The organism is Streptomyces sp. NPDC048392 (assembly GCF_043200575.1).
Classification (GTDB): domain Bacteria; phylum Actinomycetota; class Actinomycetes; order Streptomycetales; family Streptomycetaceae; genus Streptomyces.
The window spans coordinates 1-19,659 of record NZ_JBICYB010000047.1 but is presented as its reverse complement, the minus strand read 5'-3'; the positions used below and the strand labels follow the sequence as shown (position 1 = coordinate 19,659).

The 19,659-nt window shown below is 71.3% G+C and carries 17 protein-coding genes and 2 pseudogenes; 9 read left to right on the top strand and 10 right to left on the bottom strand.

The genetic code is table 11. From position 1 onward, the window contains the following. Positions 1-128 precede the first annotated feature (128 nt). Positions 129-947: a SigE family RNA polymerase sigma factor gene (locus ACGFYH_RS33770; RefSeq protein WP_393806985.1), complete on the bottom strand. Its 819-nt coding sequence runs from the start codon at positions 945-947 to the stop codon at positions 129-131. 321 nt (positions 948-1,268) lie between these two features. Here ACGFYH_RS33770 and afsQ1 point away from each other — a divergent pair, with 321 nt between their 5' ends. From afsQ1 to ACGFYH_RS33745, 5 genes are all read left to right on the top strand, one after another. Then, complete coding sequence (gene afsQ1 / locus ACGFYH_RS33765; RefSeq protein ID WP_393806984.1) at positions 1,269-1,946, top strand: two-component system response regulator AfsQ1; 678 nt, start codon at positions 1,269-1,271, stop codon at positions 1,944-1,946. Then, complete coding sequence (locus ACGFYH_RS33760) at positions 1,943-3,571, top strand: ATP-binding protein (protein ID WP_393806983.1); 1,629 nt, start codon at positions 1,943-1,945, stop codon at positions 3,569-3,571. The genes afsQ1 and ACGFYH_RS33760 overlap by 4 nt, the downstream gene beginning before the upstream one ends. Further along, the gene (locus ACGFYH_RS33755) at positions 3,571-4,182 is read left to right on the top strand and encodes a hypothetical protein (RefSeq protein ID WP_393806982.1); all 612 of its coding nucleotides are present in this window, start codon (positions 3,571-3,573) and stop codon (positions 4,180-4,182) included. Before ACGFYH_RS33760 ends, ACGFYH_RS33755 begins: the two co-directional genes overlap by 1 nt. A 125-nt stretch (positions 4,183-4,307) precedes the next feature. Continuing rightward, positions 4,308-4,859: a VanZ family protein gene (locus ACGFYH_RS33750; protein ID WP_393806981.1), complete on the top strand. Its 552-nt coding sequence runs from the start codon at positions 4,308-4,310 to the stop codon at positions 4,857-4,859. A gap of 95 nt (positions 4,860-4,954) precedes the next feature. Further along, a complete protein-coding gene (locus ACGFYH_RS33745; protein ID WP_360843627.1) occupies positions 4,955-5,158 on the top strand; it encodes a PspC domain-containing protein in 204 nt (67 codons plus the stop codon). A gap of 84 nt (positions 5,159-5,242) precedes the next feature. Here ACGFYH_RS33745 and ACGFYH_RS33740 read toward each other — a convergent pair whose 3' ends face one another. Further along, positions 5,243-5,611: an ATP-binding protein gene (locus ACGFYH_RS33740; protein ID WP_393806980.1), complete on the bottom strand. Its 369-nt coding sequence runs from the start codon at positions 5,609-5,611 to the stop codon at positions 5,243-5,245. Between the two features lie 140 nt (positions 5,612-5,751). After that, entirely contained in the window at positions 5,752-6,942 is a 1,191-nt protein-coding gene (locus ACGFYH_RS33735; protein WP_393806979.1) for an adenosine deaminase, read from the bottom strand. A 217-nt stretch (positions 6,943-7,159) separates the two neighbouring features. On the opposite strand from ACGFYH_RS33735, the gene ACGFYH_RS33730 reads away from it, so the two are divergent. The 3 genes and pseudogenes from ACGFYH_RS33730 (at position 7,160) to ACGFYH_RS33720 (ending at position 10,431) form a co-directional block, all read left to right on the top strand. Further along, positions 7,160-7,921 (top strand): alpha/beta hydrolase family protein, encoded by a 762-nt coding sequence (locus ACGFYH_RS33730; RefSeq protein ID WP_393806978.1) that lies wholly within the window; start codon positions 7,160-7,162, stop codon positions 7,919-7,921. Between the two features lie 682 nt (positions 7,922-8,603). Further along, positions 8,604-9,320: pseudogene (locus ACGFYH_RS33725) on the top strand (MFS transporter); the annotation flags it as partial. A 106-nt stretch (positions 9,321-9,426) separates the two neighbouring features. Then, positions 9,427-10,431 (top strand): sigma-70 family RNA polymerase sigma factor, encoded by a 1,005-nt coding sequence (locus tag ACGFYH_RS33720; RefSeq protein WP_393806977.1) that lies wholly within the window; start codon positions 9,427-9,429, stop codon positions 10,429-10,431. On the opposite strand, the gene ACGFYH_RS33715 is transcribed toward ACGFYH_RS33720, so the two are convergent. Beyond that, a complete protein-coding gene (locus ACGFYH_RS33715; protein ID WP_393806976.1) occupies positions 10,324-10,710 on the bottom strand; it encodes an STAS domain-containing protein in 387 nt (128 codons plus the stop codon). The two genes, ACGFYH_RS33720 and ACGFYH_RS33715, sit on opposite strands and share 108 nt — an antisense overlap. A gap of 144 nt (positions 10,711-10,854) precedes the next feature. On the opposite strand from ACGFYH_RS33715, the pseudogene ACGFYH_RS33710 reads away from it, so the two are divergent. After that, positions 10,855-11,667 (top strand): annotated as a pseudogene (locus ACGFYH_RS33710) (AEC family transporter); the annotation flags it as partial. A gap of 592 nt (positions 11,668-12,259) precedes the next feature. Here the strand turns inward: ACGFYH_RS33710 and ACGFYH_RS33705 are convergent. The 6 genes from ACGFYH_RS33705 to ACGFYH_RS33680 form a co-directional block, all read right to left on the bottom strand. Beyond that, positions 12,260-13,537, bottom strand: coding sequence for a thymidine phosphorylase (locus ACGFYH_RS33705; RefSeq protein WP_393806996.1), 1,278 nt, complete (start codon positions 13,535-13,537; stop codon positions 12,260-12,262). Positions 13,538-13,567: 30 nt separating this feature from the next. Beyond that, positions 13,568-13,960, bottom strand: coding sequence for a cytidine deaminase (locus tag ACGFYH_RS33700; RefSeq protein WP_393806975.1), 393 nt, complete (start codon positions 13,958-13,960; stop codon positions 13,568-13,570). Further along, positions 13,957-15,231 carry an ABC transporter permease gene (locus ACGFYH_RS33695; protein WP_393806974.1) on the bottom strand — a complete coding sequence of 425 codons (1,275 nt, stop codon included), beginning with the start codon at positions 15,229-15,231 and terminating at the stop codon, positions 13,957-13,959. The genes ACGFYH_RS33700 and ACGFYH_RS33695 overlap by 4 nt, the downstream gene beginning before the upstream one ends. Further along, entirely contained in the window at positions 15,228-16,352 is a 1,125-nt protein-coding gene (locus ACGFYH_RS33690; protein WP_393806973.1) for an ABC transporter permease, read from the bottom strand. Before ACGFYH_RS33690 ends, ACGFYH_RS33695 begins: the two co-directional genes overlap by 4 nt. Continuing rightward, on the bottom strand, positions 16,352-17,947 hold the full coding sequence (locus ACGFYH_RS33685; protein ID WP_393806972.1) for an ABC transporter ATP-binding protein: 1,596 nt from the start codon (positions 17,945-17,947) through the stop codon (positions 16,352-16,354). The genes ACGFYH_RS33690 and ACGFYH_RS33685 overlap by 1 nt, the downstream gene beginning before the upstream one ends. A 229-nt stretch (positions 17,948-18,176) precedes the next feature. After that, positions 18,177-19,226, bottom strand: coding sequence for a BMP family protein (locus ACGFYH_RS33680; protein WP_393806971.1), 1,050 nt, complete (start codon positions 19,224-19,226; stop codon positions 18,177-18,179). Positions 19,227-19,659: the final 433 nt, after the last annotated feature.

The following is a 19,659-nucleotide window of genomic DNA, read 5'->3' as shown; positions in this document are numbered from 1 at the left end:
GTCCCCCGCTGTTCCCCCGTGGTGCTTCCCCGTGAGTAAGAGTCCGGGCTTCCCCCCGTGATACACCCGGACTCGAATTTTTTTCACGGGCCCCACCCCCCTCGGGCCCGACCGCTCGGCCCGTACCTTCAGGCGACCAGTTCGCCGAAGGCGTCCTCCTGGTCACGGCCGAAGCTGAGGACCTCGTCCTCGCGCAGCCGGCGGAGCGACCGCCAGATGCTGGACTTCACCGTGCCCACACTGATGCCGAGGATGTCCGCGATCTCCGGGTCCGTACGGCCCTCGTAGTAGCGCAGGACCAGCATGGTGCGCTGGAGTTCGGGCAGCCGGGACAGCGCCTGCCACAGGACCGTACGCAGCTCGGTGCCGCGCATCGCGTCCGTGTCGCCGACCGTCTCCGGCAGTTCCTCGGTCGGGTACTCGTTGAGCTTGCGGCGCCGCCAGGCGCTGATGTGCAGGTTGGTCATGGTGCGGCGGAGGTATCCGCCGACCGCCGCCTTGTCGCTGATCCGGTCCCACGCCCGGTACGTCGAGAACAGGGCGCTCTGCAGCAGGTCCTCGGCCTCGAAGCGGTCGCCTGTCAGGTGGTAGGCGGTCGCGTACAGGGCGGAGCGGCGTTCCCGGACGTAGGCGGTGAACGCCGCTTCGGCGTCCACGGTCTCCGGCAGCGAACGGCGCTCCCCCGGAGTCTCCCCGTGCGCGGTTCCCCCGTGCGCCTCCCCCCGGTCCCCCGTGCTCCCCGTTTCCCCCGTGTGCGCGTCGACCACCGTCATGTACGCGGTGTGCTGACGCCCGGTGCCGCGAGCGCACCGGCCTCCCCCACGCTCGAACCCACTCGCGCGGGTGGGACCCCCGTCGGCACCCGGCTTCTCGGAACCCCGGTGTGCGTGCACGTCGTGCAGCCGCGTGACCACTGCGCTGGTGTTGGTGCCCTTCAGCGTGTTCATCTCGCGCCCCCCGTCGTGGACTTCCGGTGTCCGGCCTGCCGTACTGCGGCCTGCCGCGCCGCGACTCGCCTGTGCTGCTCGTCCTGCGGTGCTGCCGTGCTGCGGTGTTGCTCGTCCTGGCGTGTCGCCGTGTTGCGGTGTTGCTCGTGACGAAAAGCTTGCCGCCGCGACTTCATCGCCGTGTCCGCCGACTGTCACAGAGCTGTCACAGGGGTCCGTCACGGCTGCGCCACCGTTCCTTCACAGGGTCCGGCGGCGTGGCCGGACCTCATCCGCACCCACAGGTCGAACAGTGAGCCCTCCATGGGCCAGAATGAGCGCGTGCCTTCCCTGTTGCTGATCGAGGACGACGACGCCATCCGTACGGCCCTGGAGCTCTCCCTGACCCGCCAGGGCCACCGGGTGACCACCGCTGCCAGTGGTGAGGACGGTCTGAAGCTGTTGCGCGAGCAGCGGCCGGACCTGATCGTGCTGGACGTGATGCTGCCCGGCATCGACGGTTTCGAGGTGTGCCGTCGTATCCGGCGCACCGACCAGCTGCCGATCATCCTGCTGACCGCGCGCAACGACGACATCGACGTGGTCGTCGGTCTCGAGTCGGGCGCCGACGACTACGTCGTCAAACCCGTCCAGGGCCGGGTGCTGGACGCCCGGATCCGCGCCGTGCTGCGGCGCGGGGAGCGGGAGTCCACCGACTCGGCGAGCTTCGGCAGTCTGGTCATCGACCGTTCGGCGATGACCGTGACGAAGAACGGCGAGGACCTCCAGCTCACGCCGACCGAGCTGCGGCTGCTCCTCGAACTGAGCCGCCGGCCGGGACAGGCGCTCTCCCGGCAGCAGTTGCTGCGGCTGGTGTGGGAGCACGACTACCTCGGTGACTCCCGGCTGGTGGACGCGTGCGTGCAGCGGCTGCGCGCCAAGGTCGAGGACGTGCCGTCGTCCCCGACCCTGATCCGTACCGTGCGGGGTGTCGGCTACCGGCTGGATCCGCCTCAGTGACGAAGGAACACCAGGGGGGTACCCGCGGTTGGGCCGCGGCTCGCAAGGGAGTCTGGTCCTGGCTGCGCTTCACCAGTCTGCGCCTCAGGCTGGTCCTCGTCTTCGGCCTGGTCGCGCTCACCGCCGCCGTGTCCGCTTCCGGCATCGCGTACTGGCTGAACCGGGAGGCGGTGCTCACCCGCACCCAGGACGCCGTGCTGCGCGGTTTCGAGCAGGAGATGCAGAACCGGGCGGGCGCGCTGCCGAAGCACCCCACGCAGGACGAGTTGCAGCACACCGCGGGGCAGATGGCCAACAGCAGTCAGCGGTTCGGCGTGCTGCTGGTCGCCGAGAACGCCGACGGCGAGACCGTGTACGGCAGCTCCGGCGGCCTGGGCGGTTTCGCGCTGTCCGACGTGCCCGAGTCGCTGCGCACGGCGGTGAACAAGGAGCAGAAGGTCACCTCGGCCAACGAGCACCCCTACCACCTGTACTGGCAGCGGATCACCGACGACGGCACCCCGTACCTGGTGGCCGGCACCAGGGTGATCGGCGGCGGACCGACCGGCTACATGCTCAAGTCGCTGGAACCGGAGGCCAAGGACCTGAACTCGCTCGCCTGGTCGCTGGGGATCGCCACCGCTCTCGCCCTGCTCGGTTCCGCGCTGCTCGCCCAGGCCCTGGCGACGACCGTGCTCAAGCCCGTGCACCGGCTCGGGGTCGCGGCGCGGCGTCTGGGCGAGGGCAGGCTGGACACGCGTCTGCGGGTGTCCGGCACCGACGAACTGGCCGATCTGTCACGGACGTTCAACAGTGCCGCCGAGGCGCTGGAGAAGCGGGTCGCGGACATGGCCGGCCGGGAGCAGGCCTCCCGGCGCTTCGTCGCGGACATGAGCCATGAGCTGCGCACCCCGCTGACGGCCATCACCGCGGTGACGGAGGTGCTGGAGGACGAGCTGGAGTTCGAGGGCGAGAGCGGCGGCTTCGACCCGATGATCGAGCCCGCCGTACGGCTGGTGGTCAGCGAGACGCGGCGCCTGAACGATCTCGTGGAGAACCTGATGGAGGTCACCCGCTTCGACGCGGGCACCGCGCGGCTGGTCCTGGACGACGTCGACGTCGCCGACCAGATCACCGCCTGCATCGACGCCCGGGCCTGGCTGGACGCCGTCGACCTGGACGCCGAGCGCGGCATCCACGCCCGCCTCGACCCGCGCCGCCTGGACGTCATCCTGGCCAACCTGATCGGCAACGCGCTCAAGCACGGCGGGTCGCCGGTCCGGGTGTCGGTGGCGCGGGCGGACGACGAGATCGTCATCCGGGTGCGGGACCACGGGCCCGGCATCCCCGAGGACGTCCTGCCGCACGTCTTCGACCGCTTCTACAAGGCGAGCGCCTCCCGGCCGCGTTCCGAGGGCAGCGGGCTCGGCCTGTCCATCGCCATGGAGAACGCGCACATCCACGGCGGTGGGATCACCGCCGAGAACTCTCCCGAGGGCGGTGCGGTGTTCACGCTGCGGCTGCCGCAGGACCCGTCCCCGCCCGCCGACGAGGACGCCGAGGACGCCGGGACTGCCGAGGACCCGGCGGGCGGCCCCGGAAACGGGAGCAGGGGCAGGGACCAGGACGCGAAGGGACGGGCCTGATGACCGTACGCCGTCTGCCGGCGCTCTCCGGGCTCGTGGTACTGGCCGCGCTGCTGGCCGGATGCGGCATCCGCGCCACGGAGGTGCCCACGGACTACGGTCCCGCCCCCTCGCGGGTGCGCTGCTCGCTCGCCGACCCGGACGGGTCGACGCGGGCCGCGGCCGGACTGCCGGCGCAGGTGTTCCTGCTGTGCCGCTCGTCGCTGGTGGCCGTGGACCGCACGGTGCGGGTGCCGGACGGCGCGTCGGACTCCGGGCGGCGGGTGCTGGTGGCCCAGGGTCTGCTGGACGAGCTGGCGGCACAGCCGTCGGCCGCGGAGAAGGAGGCCGGGTACACCTCGGACGTACGCCGCGGGATCACCGTGACCGGTCCGCGCTCCGGCGACCCCGAGGACACCCTGCGCCTGAGCACCGCCCCCGACGACCTCACGTCGTACGCACTGGCCCAGGTCGTGTGCACCTTCTCCGACTCCGCCGCGGCCGAGGGCGACGGCTCCGTCATCCTGGCCGGCCCGGCCGACGGGTCCACCCGCCGCTACGCCTGTACGGACGAGGTCCGGGCCCGGCCCGGCAGCAACGAACCGCCGGGCGCCGAGGTCACGGACGACTGACGGACGGTGCCGCGCGGCACGGGACGCGGGCGGGCTCCGGGTACTCCGGGGCCATGTGGCGCAAGCCTCACCCCTGCGTGCCGGTGGCCGGAACCACGCGCGGCGAAGGCCGCGTCTAGGGGGACGTGCAGCGTCATGGGTTCCTCGGCGGCAGCGCGGTGCTCCGCATCCGTGTGACAGGAGGTGTTCTCCTGCTCGCACATCTCGCGTTCGTCGCCTGGTACACGCTGCGGCCGCTGGACGTCCCCTGGGTGCTTCCTCCCAACGTGCAGCCGCTCGCCGGGATCCGCGCCGACCTGGCGCTGGGCCGGCCCCAGGCCGTGCGGACGCTGGGCGGGGCGCTCGCCCTGCTCGCACCGCTCGGTGTCCTGCTGCCGATGGCCGGCGGGCGGCCGGCCGTCTCGCCGCCGGCCTCCCTGCTGCGCACCATGGCCGCGGGGGCCCTGCTGTCGCTGGGCATCGAACTGCTGCAGACCGGGGTGCCCGGTCAGGTCGTCGACATCGACTCGGTGCTGCTGAACACGGTGGGCGTGGCCCTCGCGCACCTCGCCGTCGTCCCCGCGGGCCGGGCCCGGCTCCGTCGCAGGTTCCGGCGGGAGGGCCGGGAGGACACCCCCCGGGAGGAGCCCGCTCAGGGGCGGACCCCGACGATTCCCAGGGTCGGTATCGCACCATAGAGTGACGCTTTATTCCGTTCGTCTCCGTAGCGTGGAGGGCAGATGAAGGGGAAGCCGGAGGGCAGCCCCGTCCACACGCTCACGAAGGAGCCGCGATGTCCCGCCTCGCCCGCCCCACCCACGGCCGCATGATCGGCGGAGTGTGCGCCGCGCTGGCCCGGCGCTTCGGCACCTCCACCGGCACGATGCGGGTGATCTTCGTGGTCTCCTGCCTGCTGCCCGGCCCGCAGTTCCTGCTCTATCTGGCCCTGTGGATCCTGCTCCCGTCCGAGGAGAAGGCCGCCCGCACGGCCTGGTGAGGGACGTACCTCCCCTCGGGTACACGGAAGGGGCGCACCCGGCGGCACCGGGTGCGCCCCTTCGGCGCGCGGGGAAGGCGCGGGTCAGCCGCCGAGCGGGAGGCCGTTGACCGGCAGGCCCTGGGTGGGCAGCCCCTTCAGCGGCACTCCGCCGAGCAGCTTGGCGACCGGCTCGGTCGGGCCCTCGGCGAGCTGCTCGGCGACCACCTGCTCGACGACCGGCTGCGCGGCGGTGAGGCCGGTGCCGGAGATCTTGCGGCCCTGCTCCAGCACGTTGCCCGCGCCGGGCGCCACCTGGGAGACGGTCTCCGCGGGGAGGGTGCGGGCGACGGAGTCCACCGTCTGCGCGGTGTCCGGGAGCTGGGGGGCCGCGGTGGCCGCCCCCGCGCCGGCGGCGGCGAAGGCGGCACCGAGGGCGGCGACACCGAGGGTCTTGGCAGCAGACTGCTTCATGATAAGGCGTCCTCGTAATGGGGTGACGGGGATGTGAGCGGTCCTTGACCGTAAACACGTCCCGCCCCCGGCGGCAAACATCGAAATGCGGACGGATGGTGAATGCCCGTCCGCGTTTCCGTATTACCGTCACCTCCCGTTCAGCCCTCATCCTCCGAATAACCGCTGGTGGAAGCCGTCTGCTGGAACAGCCATTCGGACTTCAGCTCCGCATATCCGGGCTTGATCACGTCATTGATCATGGCCAGTCGTTCATCGAAAGGAATGAACGCTGATTTCATCGCATTGACGGAGAACCACTGCATGTCGTCGAGCGTGTAACCGAACGCCTCGACAAGGTGCTCGAATTCGCGGCTCATGCTGGTGTGCGACATGAGCCGGTTGTCGGTGTTGACGGTGGCCCGGAAGTGCAGTCGGCGCAGCAGTCCGATGGGGTGTTCGGCGTAGGAGTCCGCGGCGCCCGTCTGGAGGTTGGAGCTGGGGCACAGCTCCAGTGGGATGCGCTTGTCCCGGACGTAGGAGGCGAGCCGTCCGAGCTTGACCGAGCCGTCCTCGTGGACCTGGATGTCGTCGATGATGCGCACGCCGTGGCCGAGCCGGTCGGCACCGCACCACTGGAGGGCCTGCCAGATGGACGGCAGCCCGAAGGCCTCACCGGCGTGAATGGTGAAGTGGTTGTTCTCCCGCTTGAGGTACTCGAAGGCGTCCAGGTGCCGGGTGGGCGGGTATCCGGCCTCGGCTCCGGCGATGTCGAAGCCGACGACGCCGAGGTCGCGGTAGCGGTTGGCGAGTTCGGCGATCTCCAGGGAGCGGGCGGCGTGCCGCATCGCGGTGAGCAGGGCGCCGACCCGGATGCGGTGGCCGTTCTCCCGGGCGCGCCGCTCCCCTTCCCGGAAGCCCTCGTTGACGGCCTCGACGACCTCTTCGAGGGTCAGCCCCTTTTCGAGGTGCTGCTCGGGGGCGTAGCGCACCTCGGCGTAGACGACGCCGTCCTCGGCGAGGTCCTCGGCGCACTCGGCGGCGACCCGGACCAGGGCGTCGCGGGTCTGCATGACGCCGACGGTGTGGGAGAAGGTCTCCAGGTACCGTTCCAGCGACCCGGAGTCGGCGGCCTGCCGGAACCAGGCGCCGAGCCGTTCCGCGCCGGTTTCCGGAAGGTCCGGGTAACCGGTCTCGCGGGCGAGTTCGACGACCGTGCCGGGGCGCAGGCCGCCGTCGAGGTGATCGTGCAGCAGGACCTTCGGCGCCCGGCGGATCCGGTCAGGCGACGGTGTCTTCCCGGCCGTCGCGGTGTGCGTCGCGGCGCTCTTCGCGGTGCTCTGGCTCGTCATTTCCGCACTCTAACTCCTACGCGCGTAGAACGCCGGGCGATTACCGGGACCCGCCCGTGCGGACCCCGCCCCCGGCCCTGCGGGGCCCGGTTCCGCGGCCCTGCGGGTCCCTTCCCGGGCGGCACCGTTCCCGGGCCTCGGTGTACGAACTCGCCGATATGTAACGGTGACTGCGCGGACGGGTCGCCTACACCCGGTCTTCTGAGAACGTTCTGTCATGGCACAGCAAGCGACGCCGGTCCGTCGGGCCCGGCTGGGGCGGACGCTCGGCCCGGAGGGGACGGCGGTGAGCGGGGTGGTGCTGCTGCTCCCCGGGGGCGACGAGGTGTCCGACCGCAGACCCTCCGCGCTGCTCGCGACCGCGTCCGTACGCGCGTTGGGGCGCCGGCTGGCGCGTGCGGGGCGGGAGGAGGGGCTGGCCACGCACGTCGTGCACTACCGCTACCGCGGCTGGAACGGCGCCGATGCCCACCTCGCCCGGGACGCGGAATGGGCCGCCGACGAGGTCGTACGGCGCTACGGCGACGTGCCCGTCTGTCTGGCCGGCACCGGCATGGGCGGGCGGGCGGCCCTGCGGGCGGCCGGGCACGAGGCCGTCAACTCGGTGGTGGCGATCGCCCCTTGGCTGCCGGAGGAGGACGTGGCGGCGCCACCCGAACCGGTGAAGCAGCTCGCCGGACGCCAGGTGCTGATCGTGCACGGCACGAACGACGAGCGCAGCGACCCGGAGTCGTCGTTCCGGCTCGCGTCCCGCGCGAAGAAGGCGAACCGCGGCGTGTGCCGCTTCGAGGTGCACTCCGACGGCCACGGGCTGCGCCAGTACCGGGACGAGGTCGCCGCGCTGGCCGAGGACTTCGTGATGGGCGTGCTGTTCGGCCGGTCCTTCTCGCGTCCGGTGGAGGACGCCCTGGCCGCTCCCCCGCCGCTGGGGCTGCGGATGCCGCTGGCCGTGGGGTTCGGGAAGTCGTTGCGGCGGTAGGCGACGGCGGGCGACGGCGGTGGTCCACGAGGGTGCCGACGCGGGCGGCCTCGTGGCCGCGGACCGTCCGCCGGGAACAGGCGGGGATGGTTGCCCTCGGGTCGGCCGGCACGAGGTGGTCCGGACGCCGGGCCCGGACGGTCGCGCCGAGGGCACTCAGGCACCCGCCCTCCGCCTCGGAGTCCGCGGCCCGCAGGTCGGGGTGGACGCGGTACTGCGCACTCCGGGGTCTCGGGGATCTGGAGATCCGGGGTTCCGGGCGCTCGGAGTTCCGGACGCTCGGGCTTCCGGGGTTCCGGGCGCCCAGGGTTCCGGGGTTCCGGGTTCCGGGGTTCCGGGCGCTCCGGCTTCCGGTGCGAGCTGGAACCACAGCCGGGGTGCGGCGACGGCCGAATCGACGACGGCCGATTCGGCGAGCGCGGTGGGATCGTCCTCGGCGCCGGTGATCCCGGGGAGCGCAGACGCTCCCACTCCGCCTCGTCGTACGGCGCGACGCGCGGCCGTCGAGAGCGGCGGCCCGGAAACGGGCCGTGGACGCGGAACGGGCGCAGTCGAAGGCGAGGTCGTGGAGCCGGGCCGTCCGGCCATGGTCCTCGCGCAGGCCGGGTGCCGCCACGTGCCGGCCCGGGGTGTCCGCCGTCAGGCCGGCAGCAGGCTTCCCCTTCTCGACAGCAGGAACTTCGGGGTGATCGGTGTCGTCGCGGTGGCGTGCGCGGTGGCCTTCCGGCTGCTGCTGGCGGCGCCGACGCACTTCACACCGGGTTCGCTGCGCCCCGGGGTGCTGGTCCGCACGGTGCGCGATCACCTCGCCGACCCGCTGCTGCGCCGCCTGTACGCGATCGGCGCGCTGTTCATGACGGTGTTCGGCGGCGTCTACACGGTGATCGGCTACCGCCGGACCCAGGCGCCGTTCTCACTGCCGCAGGGACTCATCGGGTCGATCTTCCTGGTCTACCTGGTCGGTACGGTCTCGGCGTCGACGGCGGGCCGTCTGGTGGGCCGCCTCGGCCGCCGCGGGGCGCTCTACCTGGGCGCCGGTACGACGGCGGCGGGTCTGCTGCTGTCCCTGGCGCCGTCCCTGCCGCTGGTCCTGCTGGGTCTCGTACTCATCACGGCGGGCTTCTTCGCCGGGCACGCGGTGGCCTCCTCGGCGGTCGGCAGGACCGCCCGGCACGGCCGCGCCCAGGCCTCGGCGCTGTACCAGTCCGCCTACTACGTGGGCTCCGGCGCGGGCAGTACGGTCGGTGCGGTGGCCTTCCACTCCGGCGGCTGGGCCGGGACGGCCGGGGTGGGGGTGCTCGCGGTGCTGGGGGTCGTGGCGATCACGGTGGCCGGTTCGCCGGCCGCCCGCCGACAGGCCGGTGACGCGCCGCCGAGGGCCCTGAGCCTGTCACGCTGACCCGCGCTTCCCTTGACTGCACAGGCCATTGTCAGTCCCCTGCGGTAGCTTCCGAAGTGCGAGGCGCGAAGACGCGCACGACGGGACGCCACAGGGGTGGGTGGACATGACCAACGGCACCGTGACGACGGACCTGGACTCCGCGCTGGAGAAGCACCGCACCGAGCTGACGGGGTACTGCTACCGGATGCTCGGCTCCTCCTTCGAGGCCGAGGACGCGGTGCAGGACACCCTGGTGCGCGCCTGGCGGAGCTACGACAAGTTCGAGGGCCGCTCCAGCCTGCGTTCCTGGCTGTACCGGATCGCGACCAACGTCTGCCTGGACATGCTGACCGCGGGCAACAAGCGGGCGCGCCCGATGGACCTGACGGACTCGACGCCGCTCGCCCAGGCCGCCCTGTCCCCCCGCCCGGACCACACCTGGCTGGAGCCGATGCCGGACGCCCGCGTGCTGCCGCGGGCCGCGGACCCCGCCGAGGCCGCGGTCGCCAAGGAGTCCGTGCGGCTCGCCTTCATGGCCGCGCTCCAGCAGCTGCCGCCCAAGCAGCGGGCGGTGCTGATTCTGCGTGAGGTGCTGGCCTGGCGGGCGAGCGAGGTCGCCGAGCTGCTCGGCACGTCGGTCGCCTCCGTCAACAGCGCTCTGCAGCGCGCCCGCGCGACCCTCGCCGAGCGGGAGGACCGGGGGTCCGACGCCGCGGTGTCGGACCCGCTGGACGAGGAGCAGCAGAAGCTTCTGGAGCGCTATGTGGCGGCCTTCGAGGGCTACGACATGACGGCGCTGACAGCGCTGCTGCACGAGGACGCGGTGATGACGATGCCGCCGTTCGACCTGTGGCTGGCCGGTCCGACGGACATCACCGGTTTCATGACGACGCTCGGCGCCGCGTGCGCCGGTTCCCGGCTGCTGCGGGTCGAGGCCAACGGGCTGCCGGCCTTCGCGCACTACAAGCCGGACCCGGAGGCGGGCGGCTTCGCGCCGTGGGCGGTCCAGGTGCTGGAGATCTCAGACGGCCGCATCACCGGGTTCCACTGCTTCCTCGACACCAAGCGGTGGTTCCCGCTGTTCGGCCTGCCGCTCCGTCTCGAAACGGAGGCCGACGAGGTCCAGTAGGGGGCGCAGGGCCGGGTCGGGGTCGCGCAGCCGGATCCGGCCCCCGGCCCGCCGGGCGGTGAGCTCCAGCCGGGCCAGCAGGTCGACGACGGCGAGCCCCGGCGGCCCGAGGCCGCCGACGTCGCAGACCACCACCCCGGCCCGGGTGGTCTCCAGCAGCGCGCGCACCTCGTCGCAGAACCGGGGCGTCTCCCTTTGGGAGACGGGCCCCGGCAGCACGAGTACGGCGGGTGTCTCGGCGTCCACGTGCGGTAGACCCGGCGCGTGCGGGGAATTCATCGGTGCCGGTGTCCACCGTCGGAGATCACATTGACGGGCGCGGACCCCCCGCCGGAGGGTTTGCCGCATGCCCCATGCATCCCCTCCCCCGCCTCCTTGCCGTGTCCTGCCGTCCCGGGCCCGCCCGCTCGGCTGGGAGGTGCCGTGCAGGGGGTGCTGACCGGCTTCGCGGTGATCGCGGTGGTGATCGGGGTCGGCTACGTGCTCGGCCTGCGCGGCCACCTCGGCCCCCAGGGCCGCGAGGTGCTGACCAAGCTCGCCTTCCACGTGGCCTCCCCCGCCCTGCTGTTCACCACGCTCGCGACGGCCGACCTGTCGGTGGTCTTCTCCGCCCGGCTGCTGGTGACGGCCCTGTCCACGCTGGCGGTGGCCGGTGCGTTCGTCGCGGTGGGTGTCGTACGCGGCTGGGGTGTGGGCCGTACGACGATCGGCGCGCTGTGCTCCGGTTACGTCAACTCCGGCAACCTCGGCATCCCGATCGCCGTGTACGTCCTGGGCGACGCCTCGCTGGTGGCACCGGTGCTGCTGTTCCAGCTGGTGCTGGTGACGCCGGTGGCGGTGACGGTCCTGGACCTGTCCCGCGGGGGCGCCGGGTCCCCGCTCTGGCGGCGGCTGCTGACGCCGCTGCGCAATCCGATCGCGCTGGGCTCGCTCGCCGGGGTCGCGGTCGCCGCGAGCGGCCTGGAGGTGCCCGACCCGATCATGGACCCGGTGACGCTGATCGGCAACATGTCGGTCCCGGCGGTGCTGATGGCCTTCGGCATCGGCCTGTGCGGCTCCACGATGCCGCTGCGGGGCGTGGAACGGCGGCCGGTGCTGCTCGCGGTCGCGCTGAAGGCGGTGGGCCAGCCGGCGGTGGCCTGGGCGCTGGCCTCGGGGGTGTTCGGGCTGCGGGGCGCTCAACTGCTCGACGTGGTGGTGACGTCGGCGCTGCCGGCCGCGCAGAACCTGTACACTTGTCGGCTCTCGCTTCTCGGATCATCCTGTCCCGCTGGAGGCTTGGCCCTTCGTTACCTCCGGATTACTGGGATCAACTCCCGGACTCCAACGGGGTTTCCACGTTCCGCTCCCACAAGATGCGACCGGGGTGGGCTCCCTCTTGATCCCGGGCCCGACGGTGTCCTCCCCCTTCAGCCCCAATCTTCAGGGGTCGTCGTGCGCTCTTCCGCGCCAGGGCCTGTCTGCCGCCGACAGCTCACCATCGACGCGGCACAGGAGTTACGGGACTTCTTCAAGGGTTCGTTTCCATTAGCCCGTCCGGTCTTCCCCTCGCTTGTCGCGACCCGATGGCCGGGCTGCTCTTGAGCTTTCCCTTCCGGCTTCACATCCCGCCGTTACCAGCGACGCACGCGGAAGTGGGGACGGACCTTGGACACTGGTCCGCGATGACCTGCTCATGATCTTCTCCCCCTTGCAGGTCATCTACTTGGGTGAAGCGACTTCGTGTCGCACTGGCGGTTCTCCTATCGGTGCGTCACCGATCCCAGCATGCCGAACGGGACCGGCGGAGGTCCACCGGTCCCGTTCACCCGAATGAGGAAACACCAGGTCAGGCGATACGTTCCCGCACTACCGGCGAGGCGGTGAAGGCCGTGCCGGCCGGGGCGACGTCGTACGCGCCCTCCACCGCCGCCAGCGCGTACGCGAAGCGGTCCGGGGTGTCCGTGTGGAGGGTGAGGAGCGGCTGGCCCTCGGTGACCGTCTCGCCGGGCCTGGCGTGGAGTTCGACGCCCGCGGCGGCCTGCACCGGGTCCTCCTTGCGGGCCCGGCCCGCGCCCAGGCGCCAGGCGGCGACGCCGATGTCGTAGGCGTCCAGGCGGGTCAGGACGCCGGAGGCGCCCGCCTTCACCACGTGCTGTTCCTTCGACGTGGGCAGGGCCGCGTCCGGGTCGCCGCCCTGGGCCGCGATCATGCGGCGCCAGACGTCCATCGCGGAGCCGTCGGCCAGTGCCTTCGCCGGGTCGGCGTCCTTCAGGCCCGCCGCGTCGAGCATCTCGCGGGCCAGGGCGAGGGTCAGCTCGACGACGTCGGAGGGGCCGCCGCCGGCCAGGACCTCGACCGACTCCCGGACCTCCAGGGCGTTGCCCGCGGTGAGGCCGAGCGGGGTGGCCATGTCGGTGAGGAGCGCGACCGTCTTCACGCCGTGGTCGGTGCCGAGGCCGACCATCGTGGAGGCCAGCTCGCGCGCGTCCTCGATCGTCTTCATGAAGGCACCGGAGCCCACCTTCACGTCCAGCACCAGCGAGCCGGTGCCCTCGGCGATCTTCTTGGACATGATCGAGGAGGCGATCAGCGGGATCGCCTCGACCGTGCCCGTCACGTCGCGCAGCGCGTACAGCTTCTTGTCGGCGGGCGCGAGACCGTCGCCCGCCGCGCAGATCACCGCGCCGGTGGTGTCCAGGACGTTCAGCATCTCCTCGTTGGACAGCAGCGCGCGCCAGCCGGGGATGGACTCCAGCTTGTCCAGCGTTCCGCCGGTGTGGCCGAGGCCCCGGCCGGAGAGCTGCGGGACTGCCGCGCCGCACGCCGCCACCAGGGGTGCGAGCGGCAGGGTGATCTTGTCGCCGACGCCGCCCGTGGAGTGCTTGTCGGCGGTCGGGCGGGACAGGGACGAGAAGTCCATGCGCTCGCCGGAGGCGATCATCGCGGCCGTCCAGCGGGCGATCTCGCCGCGGTTCATGCCGTTGAGCAGGATCGCCATCGCGAGCGACGCCATCTGCTCGTCGGCCACCTCGCCGCGCGTGTAGGCGTCAATGACCCAGTCGATCTGCTCGCCGCCGAGTTCGCCGCGGTCCCGCTTGGTGCGGATGACGGAGATGACGTCCATGGCCATGTCTGGCTTTCCTAACGGGAGTTGCTACTTGGTGAGGTGGTCGGGGCCGAAGGCCTGCGGGAGCATCTGCGAGAGGGGGAGGATCCCCTCCGGGGTCTCCAGCAGCATCTCCGGGCCGCCGAACTCGTACAGCAGTTGCCGGCAGCGGCCGCAGGGGACGAGGACCTCGCCCTCGCCGTCGACGCAGACGAAGTGCGTCAGCCGGCCCCCGCCGGTGACCTGCAGCTGGGAGACGAGACCGCACTCGGCGCACAGGCCGATGCCGTAGCTGGCGTTCTCCACGTTGCAGCCGGTGACGGTGCGGCCGTCGTCGGCCAGGGCGGCGGCGCCCACGGCGTACCCGGAGTAGGGGGCGTACGCCCGGGACATGGCGTCCCGGGCCGCCGTGCGCAGCGCCTCCCAGTCGGCCCCGGTCACTTGCCCTGGCCCTTGCGGTACTGCATGCCGTTCGCCTTGGGCATCCGCAGCCGTTGCGCGGACAGGGCGAGGACGACGAGGGTGACGACGTACGGCGTGGCGGAGACGACCTGGTTGGGGACCTCGTTGGTGCCCGCGTACCAGGCGAAGAACAGCGCGCCGACGACGAACGTGATGACGGCCTTGACGTACTTCTTGCGGACGGCCAGCCAGATGGCGCCGGCGACCAGCAGCAGCGCGCCGAGCAGCAGCAGGGCGTGCACGTTGGCGGAGCCGCCGCGCAGGTTGAGGCTGTCGGTGTAGCCGAAGAGGCCGGCGCCGATGGCCAGGCCGCCCGGCATCCAGTTGCCGAAGATCATCGCCGCGAGGCCGATGTAGCCGCGGCCGCTGGTCTGGCCCTCCAGGTAGAAGGGGTTGGCCACGATGGAGAGGAAGACACCGCCGAGACCGGCCAGACCGCCGGAGATGATCACGGCCAGGTACTTGTACTTGTAGACGTTGACGCCGAGGGACTCGGCGGCGACCGGGTTCTCGCCGCAGGAGCGCAGGCGCAGGCCGAACGGTGTGCGCCACAGGACGTACCAGCTGGCCGGGACCAGCGCGACGGCGATCAGGGTCAGCCAGGACACGTCGGTGACCAGGCCGCCGAGCAGGCCCGCGATGTCCGAGACGAAGAACCAGTGCTGGTCGTTGAGGCTGTCCAGCCAGCCGGACAGGCCCGGGATGGAGAAGTGGCCGAGGGAGTCGACCGGCGGGGACTGCTTGGCCGAGCCGCCCTGGTGGCCCTCGAAGGCAAGCGGGGCGAGGTAGCGGGTGGCGCCGAGCGCGAGGATGTTGATGGCCACGCCGGAGACGATGTGGTTGACGTTGAAGGTGATCGTCACGATGGCGTGCAGCAGGCCGCCGAGGCAGCCGCCGATGATGCCGACGAGGACGCCGGTCCACGGGCCCCACTGGAACCCGGCCCAGGCACCGAACCAGGTGCCGAGGATCATCATGCCCTCGAGGCCGATGTTGATGACGCCCGCGCGCTCGGCCCACAGACCGCCGAGACCGGCGAGGCCGATCGGCACGGCGAGCTGGAGCGCGGTGGACATCTGGCTGACGTTGGTGATGCCGTTGGCGCCGGTGATCAGGCGGACGACGGAGGTCAGCGCCAGGGCTCCGGCGATGACCAGGAGCAGCACGGGCCACGACATGCGGCGGCCGGTCGGTGGTGCGTGCTCCAGCGACGGCTGGTTGACGTCGCTCGCTGTGGTCGGAGCGGTCATCGGCCGGCCACCTCCTTCTTCGAGTTGTCGGTGGCGCCGAGGACGTGGCCGGCGGCCAGCTCCGCGCCGACCCGGCGCTGCTGGCGGCGCAGGCCCCACTCACGGACGGCCTCGTAGGAGACGACGACCGAGAGGACGATCAGGCCCTGCATGATGACCGCGATCTCCTTGTCGAAGCCGTGGTAGTCCAGCTCGGGCGAGGCCTTGTCGAGCCAGGCCCACAGCAGGGCGGCGAAGGCGATGCCGACCGGGCTGTTGCGGCCGAGCAGGGCGATGCCGATGCCGAGGAAGCCGATGCCGGTGGGGAAGTTCAGGTTGTAGGTGTGGGTGTCGCCCATCAGGATCGGCAGGCCCGCGAGACCGGCGAGGCCGCCGGAGATGAGCATCGCGGTGAGGACCATGCGCTTGGGGTCGACGCCGCTGGCCGCCGCGGCGGACTCGGAGGTGCCGGAGGCGCGCAGGTCGAAGCCGAAGCGGGTGCGGTTGAGGACGAGCCAGTAGCCGATGCCGAGCAGGACGGCGAGGACGATCAGGCCGTAGATCTCGCCGGCCGCGCCCATGTCGATGCCGGGGATCCAGCCGGACTCGTGCATCTCGCCGGTGGTGCTGTTGTTGCCGATCTTGACGCCGAAGACGTCCGGCTTCCACATGTAGACGATGAGCGAGGAGGCGATCGCGTTGAGCATGATCGTCGCGACCACCTCGCTGACGCCCCGGGTCACCTTGAGGACACCGGCGATGCCGGACCAGAACGCGCCGGTGAGGACGGCGGTCAGGAGCAGCAGCGGGACCTGGAGGAAGGCCGGCAGGTCGGCGTGGGCGCCGACGATCGCGGCCATCATGGCGGCGAGCTGGTACTGGCCGTCCACGCCGATGTTGAACAGGTTCATCCGGAAGCCGATGGCCACCGCCAGGGCCGCGATGTAGTAGAGCGAGGCCTGGTTGATGATCAGGACCTGGATGTCGGAGAACCCGGCCTGCTCGAACATCAGGGCGAACGGTTCGACCGGGTTCTTGCCCGAGGCGACCAGGACGATCGCGCTGAGCACGAAGGCCACGGCGAGCGCGATGACCGGGCCGGCCACCGCGAGGAGCACGCGCTCCTTGTCGAACTTCTTCATCAGCGGGCCTCGTCTTCCGGAGACTCGGGGGACGCGGCGGACTTCGAGGAGTCGGTCGCGTCGGCCGGGGTCTCGGGGTTCTCTTGGTGTTCCAGGTGTCCGGAGGCGGCACCGGTCATCGCCGAGCCCAGCGCCTCGGGGGTGATGGTGGCCGGGTCGGCGTCCGCGACCAGCCTGCCGTCGTAGATCACCCGGAGGGTGTCGGACAGACCGATCAGCTCGTCCAGGTCGGCGGAGATCAGCAGCACGGCCAGGCCCTCGCGGCGGGCCTCGCGGATGTGGTCCCAGATCGCGGCCTGGGCGCCGACGTCCACGCCGCGGGTGGGGTGGGCGGCGATGAGGAAGCGCGGCTTGTGGCTCATCTCGCGGCCGACGATCAGCTTCTGCTGGTTGCCGCCGGAGAGCGAGGCCGCGGTGACGTCGATGCCGGGGGTGCGGACGTCGTACGTCTCGACGATGCGGCGGGTGTCGCCCTGGGCGCTCTTCAGGTCCAGCCAGACGCCCTTGCTGTTGGGCTTCTCGGTGACGTGGCCGAGGATGCGGTTCTCCCAGAGGGGGGCCTCCAGGAGCAGGCCGTGGCGGTGGCGGTCCTCGGGGATGTAGCCGACGCCCTTTTCGCGGCGCTTGCGGGTGGGCAGCGCGGTGATGTCCTGGTCGAGGAAGCGGATGGCGCCGGAGTCGGCGTGGCGCAGTCCGATGAGCGCGTCGACCAGTTCGGTCTGGCCGTTGCCCTCGACGCCGGCGATGCCGAGGATCTCCCCGGCGTGGATCGTGAAGGAGATGTCGTCGAGCAGGGCCTTGCCGCCCGGCGCCGCCAGCCGCAGCGTGTCCACGGTGAGGACCGCGCGGTCGGTGACCGTCGACTCCGCCGTCTGCGGAGTCGGCAGTTCGCTGCCGACCATCAGCTCGGCGAGCTGGTGGGGCGTCGTCTCGGCGGGGACGGCCGTACCGACCGTCGTACCGCGGCGGACGACGGTGATCTCGTCGGCGACCGAGAGGACCTCGCCCAGCTTGTGGGAGATGAAGATGACGGACAGGCCTTCGGCCTTCAGTTCGCGCAGGTTGTCGAAGAGGGCGTCGACCTCCTGCGGGACCAGGACGGCCGTCGGCTCGTCGAGGATCAGCGTGCGGGCGCCGCGGTAGAGGACCTTGAGGATCTCCACGCGCTGGCGGGCGGCGACACCCAGCTCCTCGACCAGGACGTCGGGGCGCACGCCGAGGCCGTACCGCTCGGAGATCTCGTTGATCTTCCGGCGGGCCCTGCCGCCGATGCCGTACAGCTTCTCGCTGCCGAGGACCACGTTCTCCAGGACCGTGAGGTTGTCGGCGAGCATGAAGTGCTGGTGGACCATGCCGATGCCGCGCACGATGGCGTCGGCGGGCGAGGAGAAGGTCACCTTCTCGCCGTCGATCGCGATGGTGCCCTCGTCCGGCCGCTGCATGCCGTAGAGGATCTTCATCAGCGTCGACTTGCCGGCGCCGTTCTCGCCGACGAGGGCGTGGACGGTGCCCTTGCGCACGGTGAGGTGGATGTCGTGGTTGGCCACGACTCCGGGGAAACGCTTGGTGATCCCGGCGAGTTCGACGGCGGTCACCGATTCGTTGACCGCCGCTCCGGCCGGAGGGCTGCTGGACGCGTTGATGGCGCACTCTCCTGGGGACGGGGGCCGTCTACGCGCGTAGCGCCCCTACGGCATCTAAAAGCGGCGGCGACACATCGACACGACGGGGTACGGGGAGGGCGACTCGGGGCGCTCTCCCCGTACCCCGCCGAGCGGTGCAACCGCCGCGGTTACACGCTGTTCGAGGTGTAGCGGGTGCTGCTCAGCTGCTCTTGACCTTGATCTCGCCGCTGACGATCTTCTCCTTGGCCGTCTTGATGGCTGCCTGGAGCTCGGCGTCGTCCGCGAACTTCGGGTTGGAATCCGCGAGGCCGACCTCGCCGGACTTCAGATCGCCCCGAACGATACCGGTCTCGGGGTTGCCGTCCTCGACCGACTTCGCAAGGCTGTACACCGCCTTGGCGACGTCCTTGGTGGCCGAGGTCAGGATGGAGTCCTTGTACTTCGCGAGGGCTTCCTGCTTGTACTGGTCGGAGTCGACACCGATCGCCCAGACCTCGTTGGCGGCGGCGGCCTCGATCACGCCCTGGCCGGAGAGACCGGCCGCCGCGTACACCACGTCGGCCTTCTTCTCGATCTGGCCCTCGGCGGCGGTCTTGCCCTTGTCGGGGCTGGAGAAGCCGCCCTCCTCCGCGGTCTGCGTGAGGTACTGCGAGATGACCTTGACCTTCGGGTCGGTGTCCTTGACGCCCTGCTCGTAGCCGGCCTGGAACTTGTGGATCAGCGGGACGTTCACACCGCCCACGAAGCCGACCGTGCCGGTCTTGGTGCTCTTGGCGGCGGCGACACCGGCGAGGTAGGACGCCTCCTGCTCGTTGAAGACCAGGTCCGCCACGTTCTTCTTCTCGATCGTGGCGTCGTCCACGATGCCGAAGGTGGTGTCCGGGTACTTCTCCGCGACGCTCTTCATGGCGGTGGCGTACGCGTAGCCGATGCCGACGACCGGGTTGTAGCCCTGCTTCGCCAGCGAGGACAGCCGCTGCTCCTTGTCGGCGTCCGTCTCACCGTCGGTGGGCTCGACGTCGGCCGTCTGGTAGCCGAACTCCTTCTTGGCCTGTTCGAGACCGGCGTACGCGGCGTCGTTGAAGGACTGGTCGCCCTTGCCGCCGATGTCGTACGCGATGGCGAGACCCTTGTCACCCTTGGACTCCGAGGAACCGGAGTCGGTCGATGTTCCGCCGCAGGCGGCGAGTGCGAGGGCCAGGGAGGCGGTCGCTGCGCCTGCGACCGTGATCCGGGAAATCCGGCGCATGTCTGGTGCTCCTGTCGTACAAGCGCCGGGGACGGTTCGGGCTGCGGCGCTGGCTTCGCCGCAGATTAACGCGCGTAGACCTGCCTGAAAACCCCTTCTGTCCACCTTGTTATCCGCCCGTGAGCAAGGGTCCGCCGTTTGGATCAGGCGGGCGGGGCGAGGCGGCGTGCCCCGGCATGACCCGAACGACGGCCCCGGGTGAGGCGAACGGCGTTACGGGACTTACCGGACGCAAGCGGAGGGTGGCGGAGGGTGAGGCCTGGCCCCGGAGCGCGGCACACGAAGGATGACGCCGCCTCCCGGGGCGCGGCACGGTGAAGCGGGGGGGGGGGCGGGGGGGGCCCCCCCCCCCACCCCCGGCACGGAAAAGGCCACGCGCCCGGGGGGGGGGGACACCCCAAAAAACAATATAAGACACGAGCCAAAGGCCACC

What these genes read in the sequence shown, in the direction of transcription:
- ACGFYH_RS33715 (WP_393806976.1), bottom strand. Translation starts at nt 10,710, where the DNA reads ATGAATTCCCCGCACGCGCCGGGTCTACCGCACGTGGACGCCGAGACA.
- ACGFYH_RS33730 (WP_393806978.1), top strand. Translation starts at nt 7,160, where the DNA reads ATGGCACAGCAAGCGACGCCGGTCCGTCGGGCCCGGCTGGGGCGGACG.
- ACGFYH_RS33745 (WP_360843627.1), top strand. Translation starts at nt 4,955, where the DNA reads ATGTCCCGCCTCGCCCGCCCCACCCACGGCCGCATGATCGGCGGAGTG.
- ACGFYH_RS33755 (WP_393806982.1), top strand. Translation starts at nt 3,571, where the DNA reads ATGACCGTACGCCGTCTGCCGGCGCTCTCCGGGCTCGTGGTACTGGCC.
- ACGFYH_RS33770 (WP_393806985.1), bottom strand. Translation starts at nt 947, where the DNA reads ATGAACACGCTGAAGGGCACCAACACCAGCGCAGTGGTCACGCGGCTG.
- ACGFYH_RS33680 (WP_393806971.1), bottom strand. Translation starts at nt 19,226, where the DNA reads ATGCGCCGGATTTCCCGGATCACGGTCGCAGGCGCAGCGACCGCCTCC.
- ACGFYH_RS33740 (WP_393806980.1), bottom strand. Translation starts at nt 5,611, where the DNA reads ATGAAGCAGTCTGCTGCCAAGACCCTCGGTGTCGCCGCCCTCGGTGCC.
- ACGFYH_RS33690 (WP_393806973.1), bottom strand. Translation starts at nt 16,352, where the DNA reads ATGAAGAAGTTCGACAAGGAGCGCGTGCTCCTCGCGGTGGCCGGCCCG.
- ACGFYH_RS33705 (WP_393806996.1), bottom strand. Translation starts at nt 13,537, where the DNA reads ATGGACGTCATCTCCGTCATCCGCACCAAGCGGGACCGCGGCGAACTC.
- ACGFYH_RS33735 (WP_393806979.1), bottom strand. Translation starts at nt 6,942, where the DNA reads ATGACGAGCCAGAGCACCGCGAAGAGCGCCGCGACGCACACCGCGACG.
- ACGFYH_RS33695 (WP_393806974.1), bottom strand. Translation starts at nt 15,231, where the DNA reads ATGACCGCTCCGACCACAGCGAGCGACGTCAACCAGCCGTCGCTGGAG.
- ACGFYH_RS33720 (WP_393806977.1), top strand. Translation starts at nt 9,427, where the DNA reads ATGACCAACGGCACCGTGACGACGGACCTGGACTCCGCGCTGGAGAAG.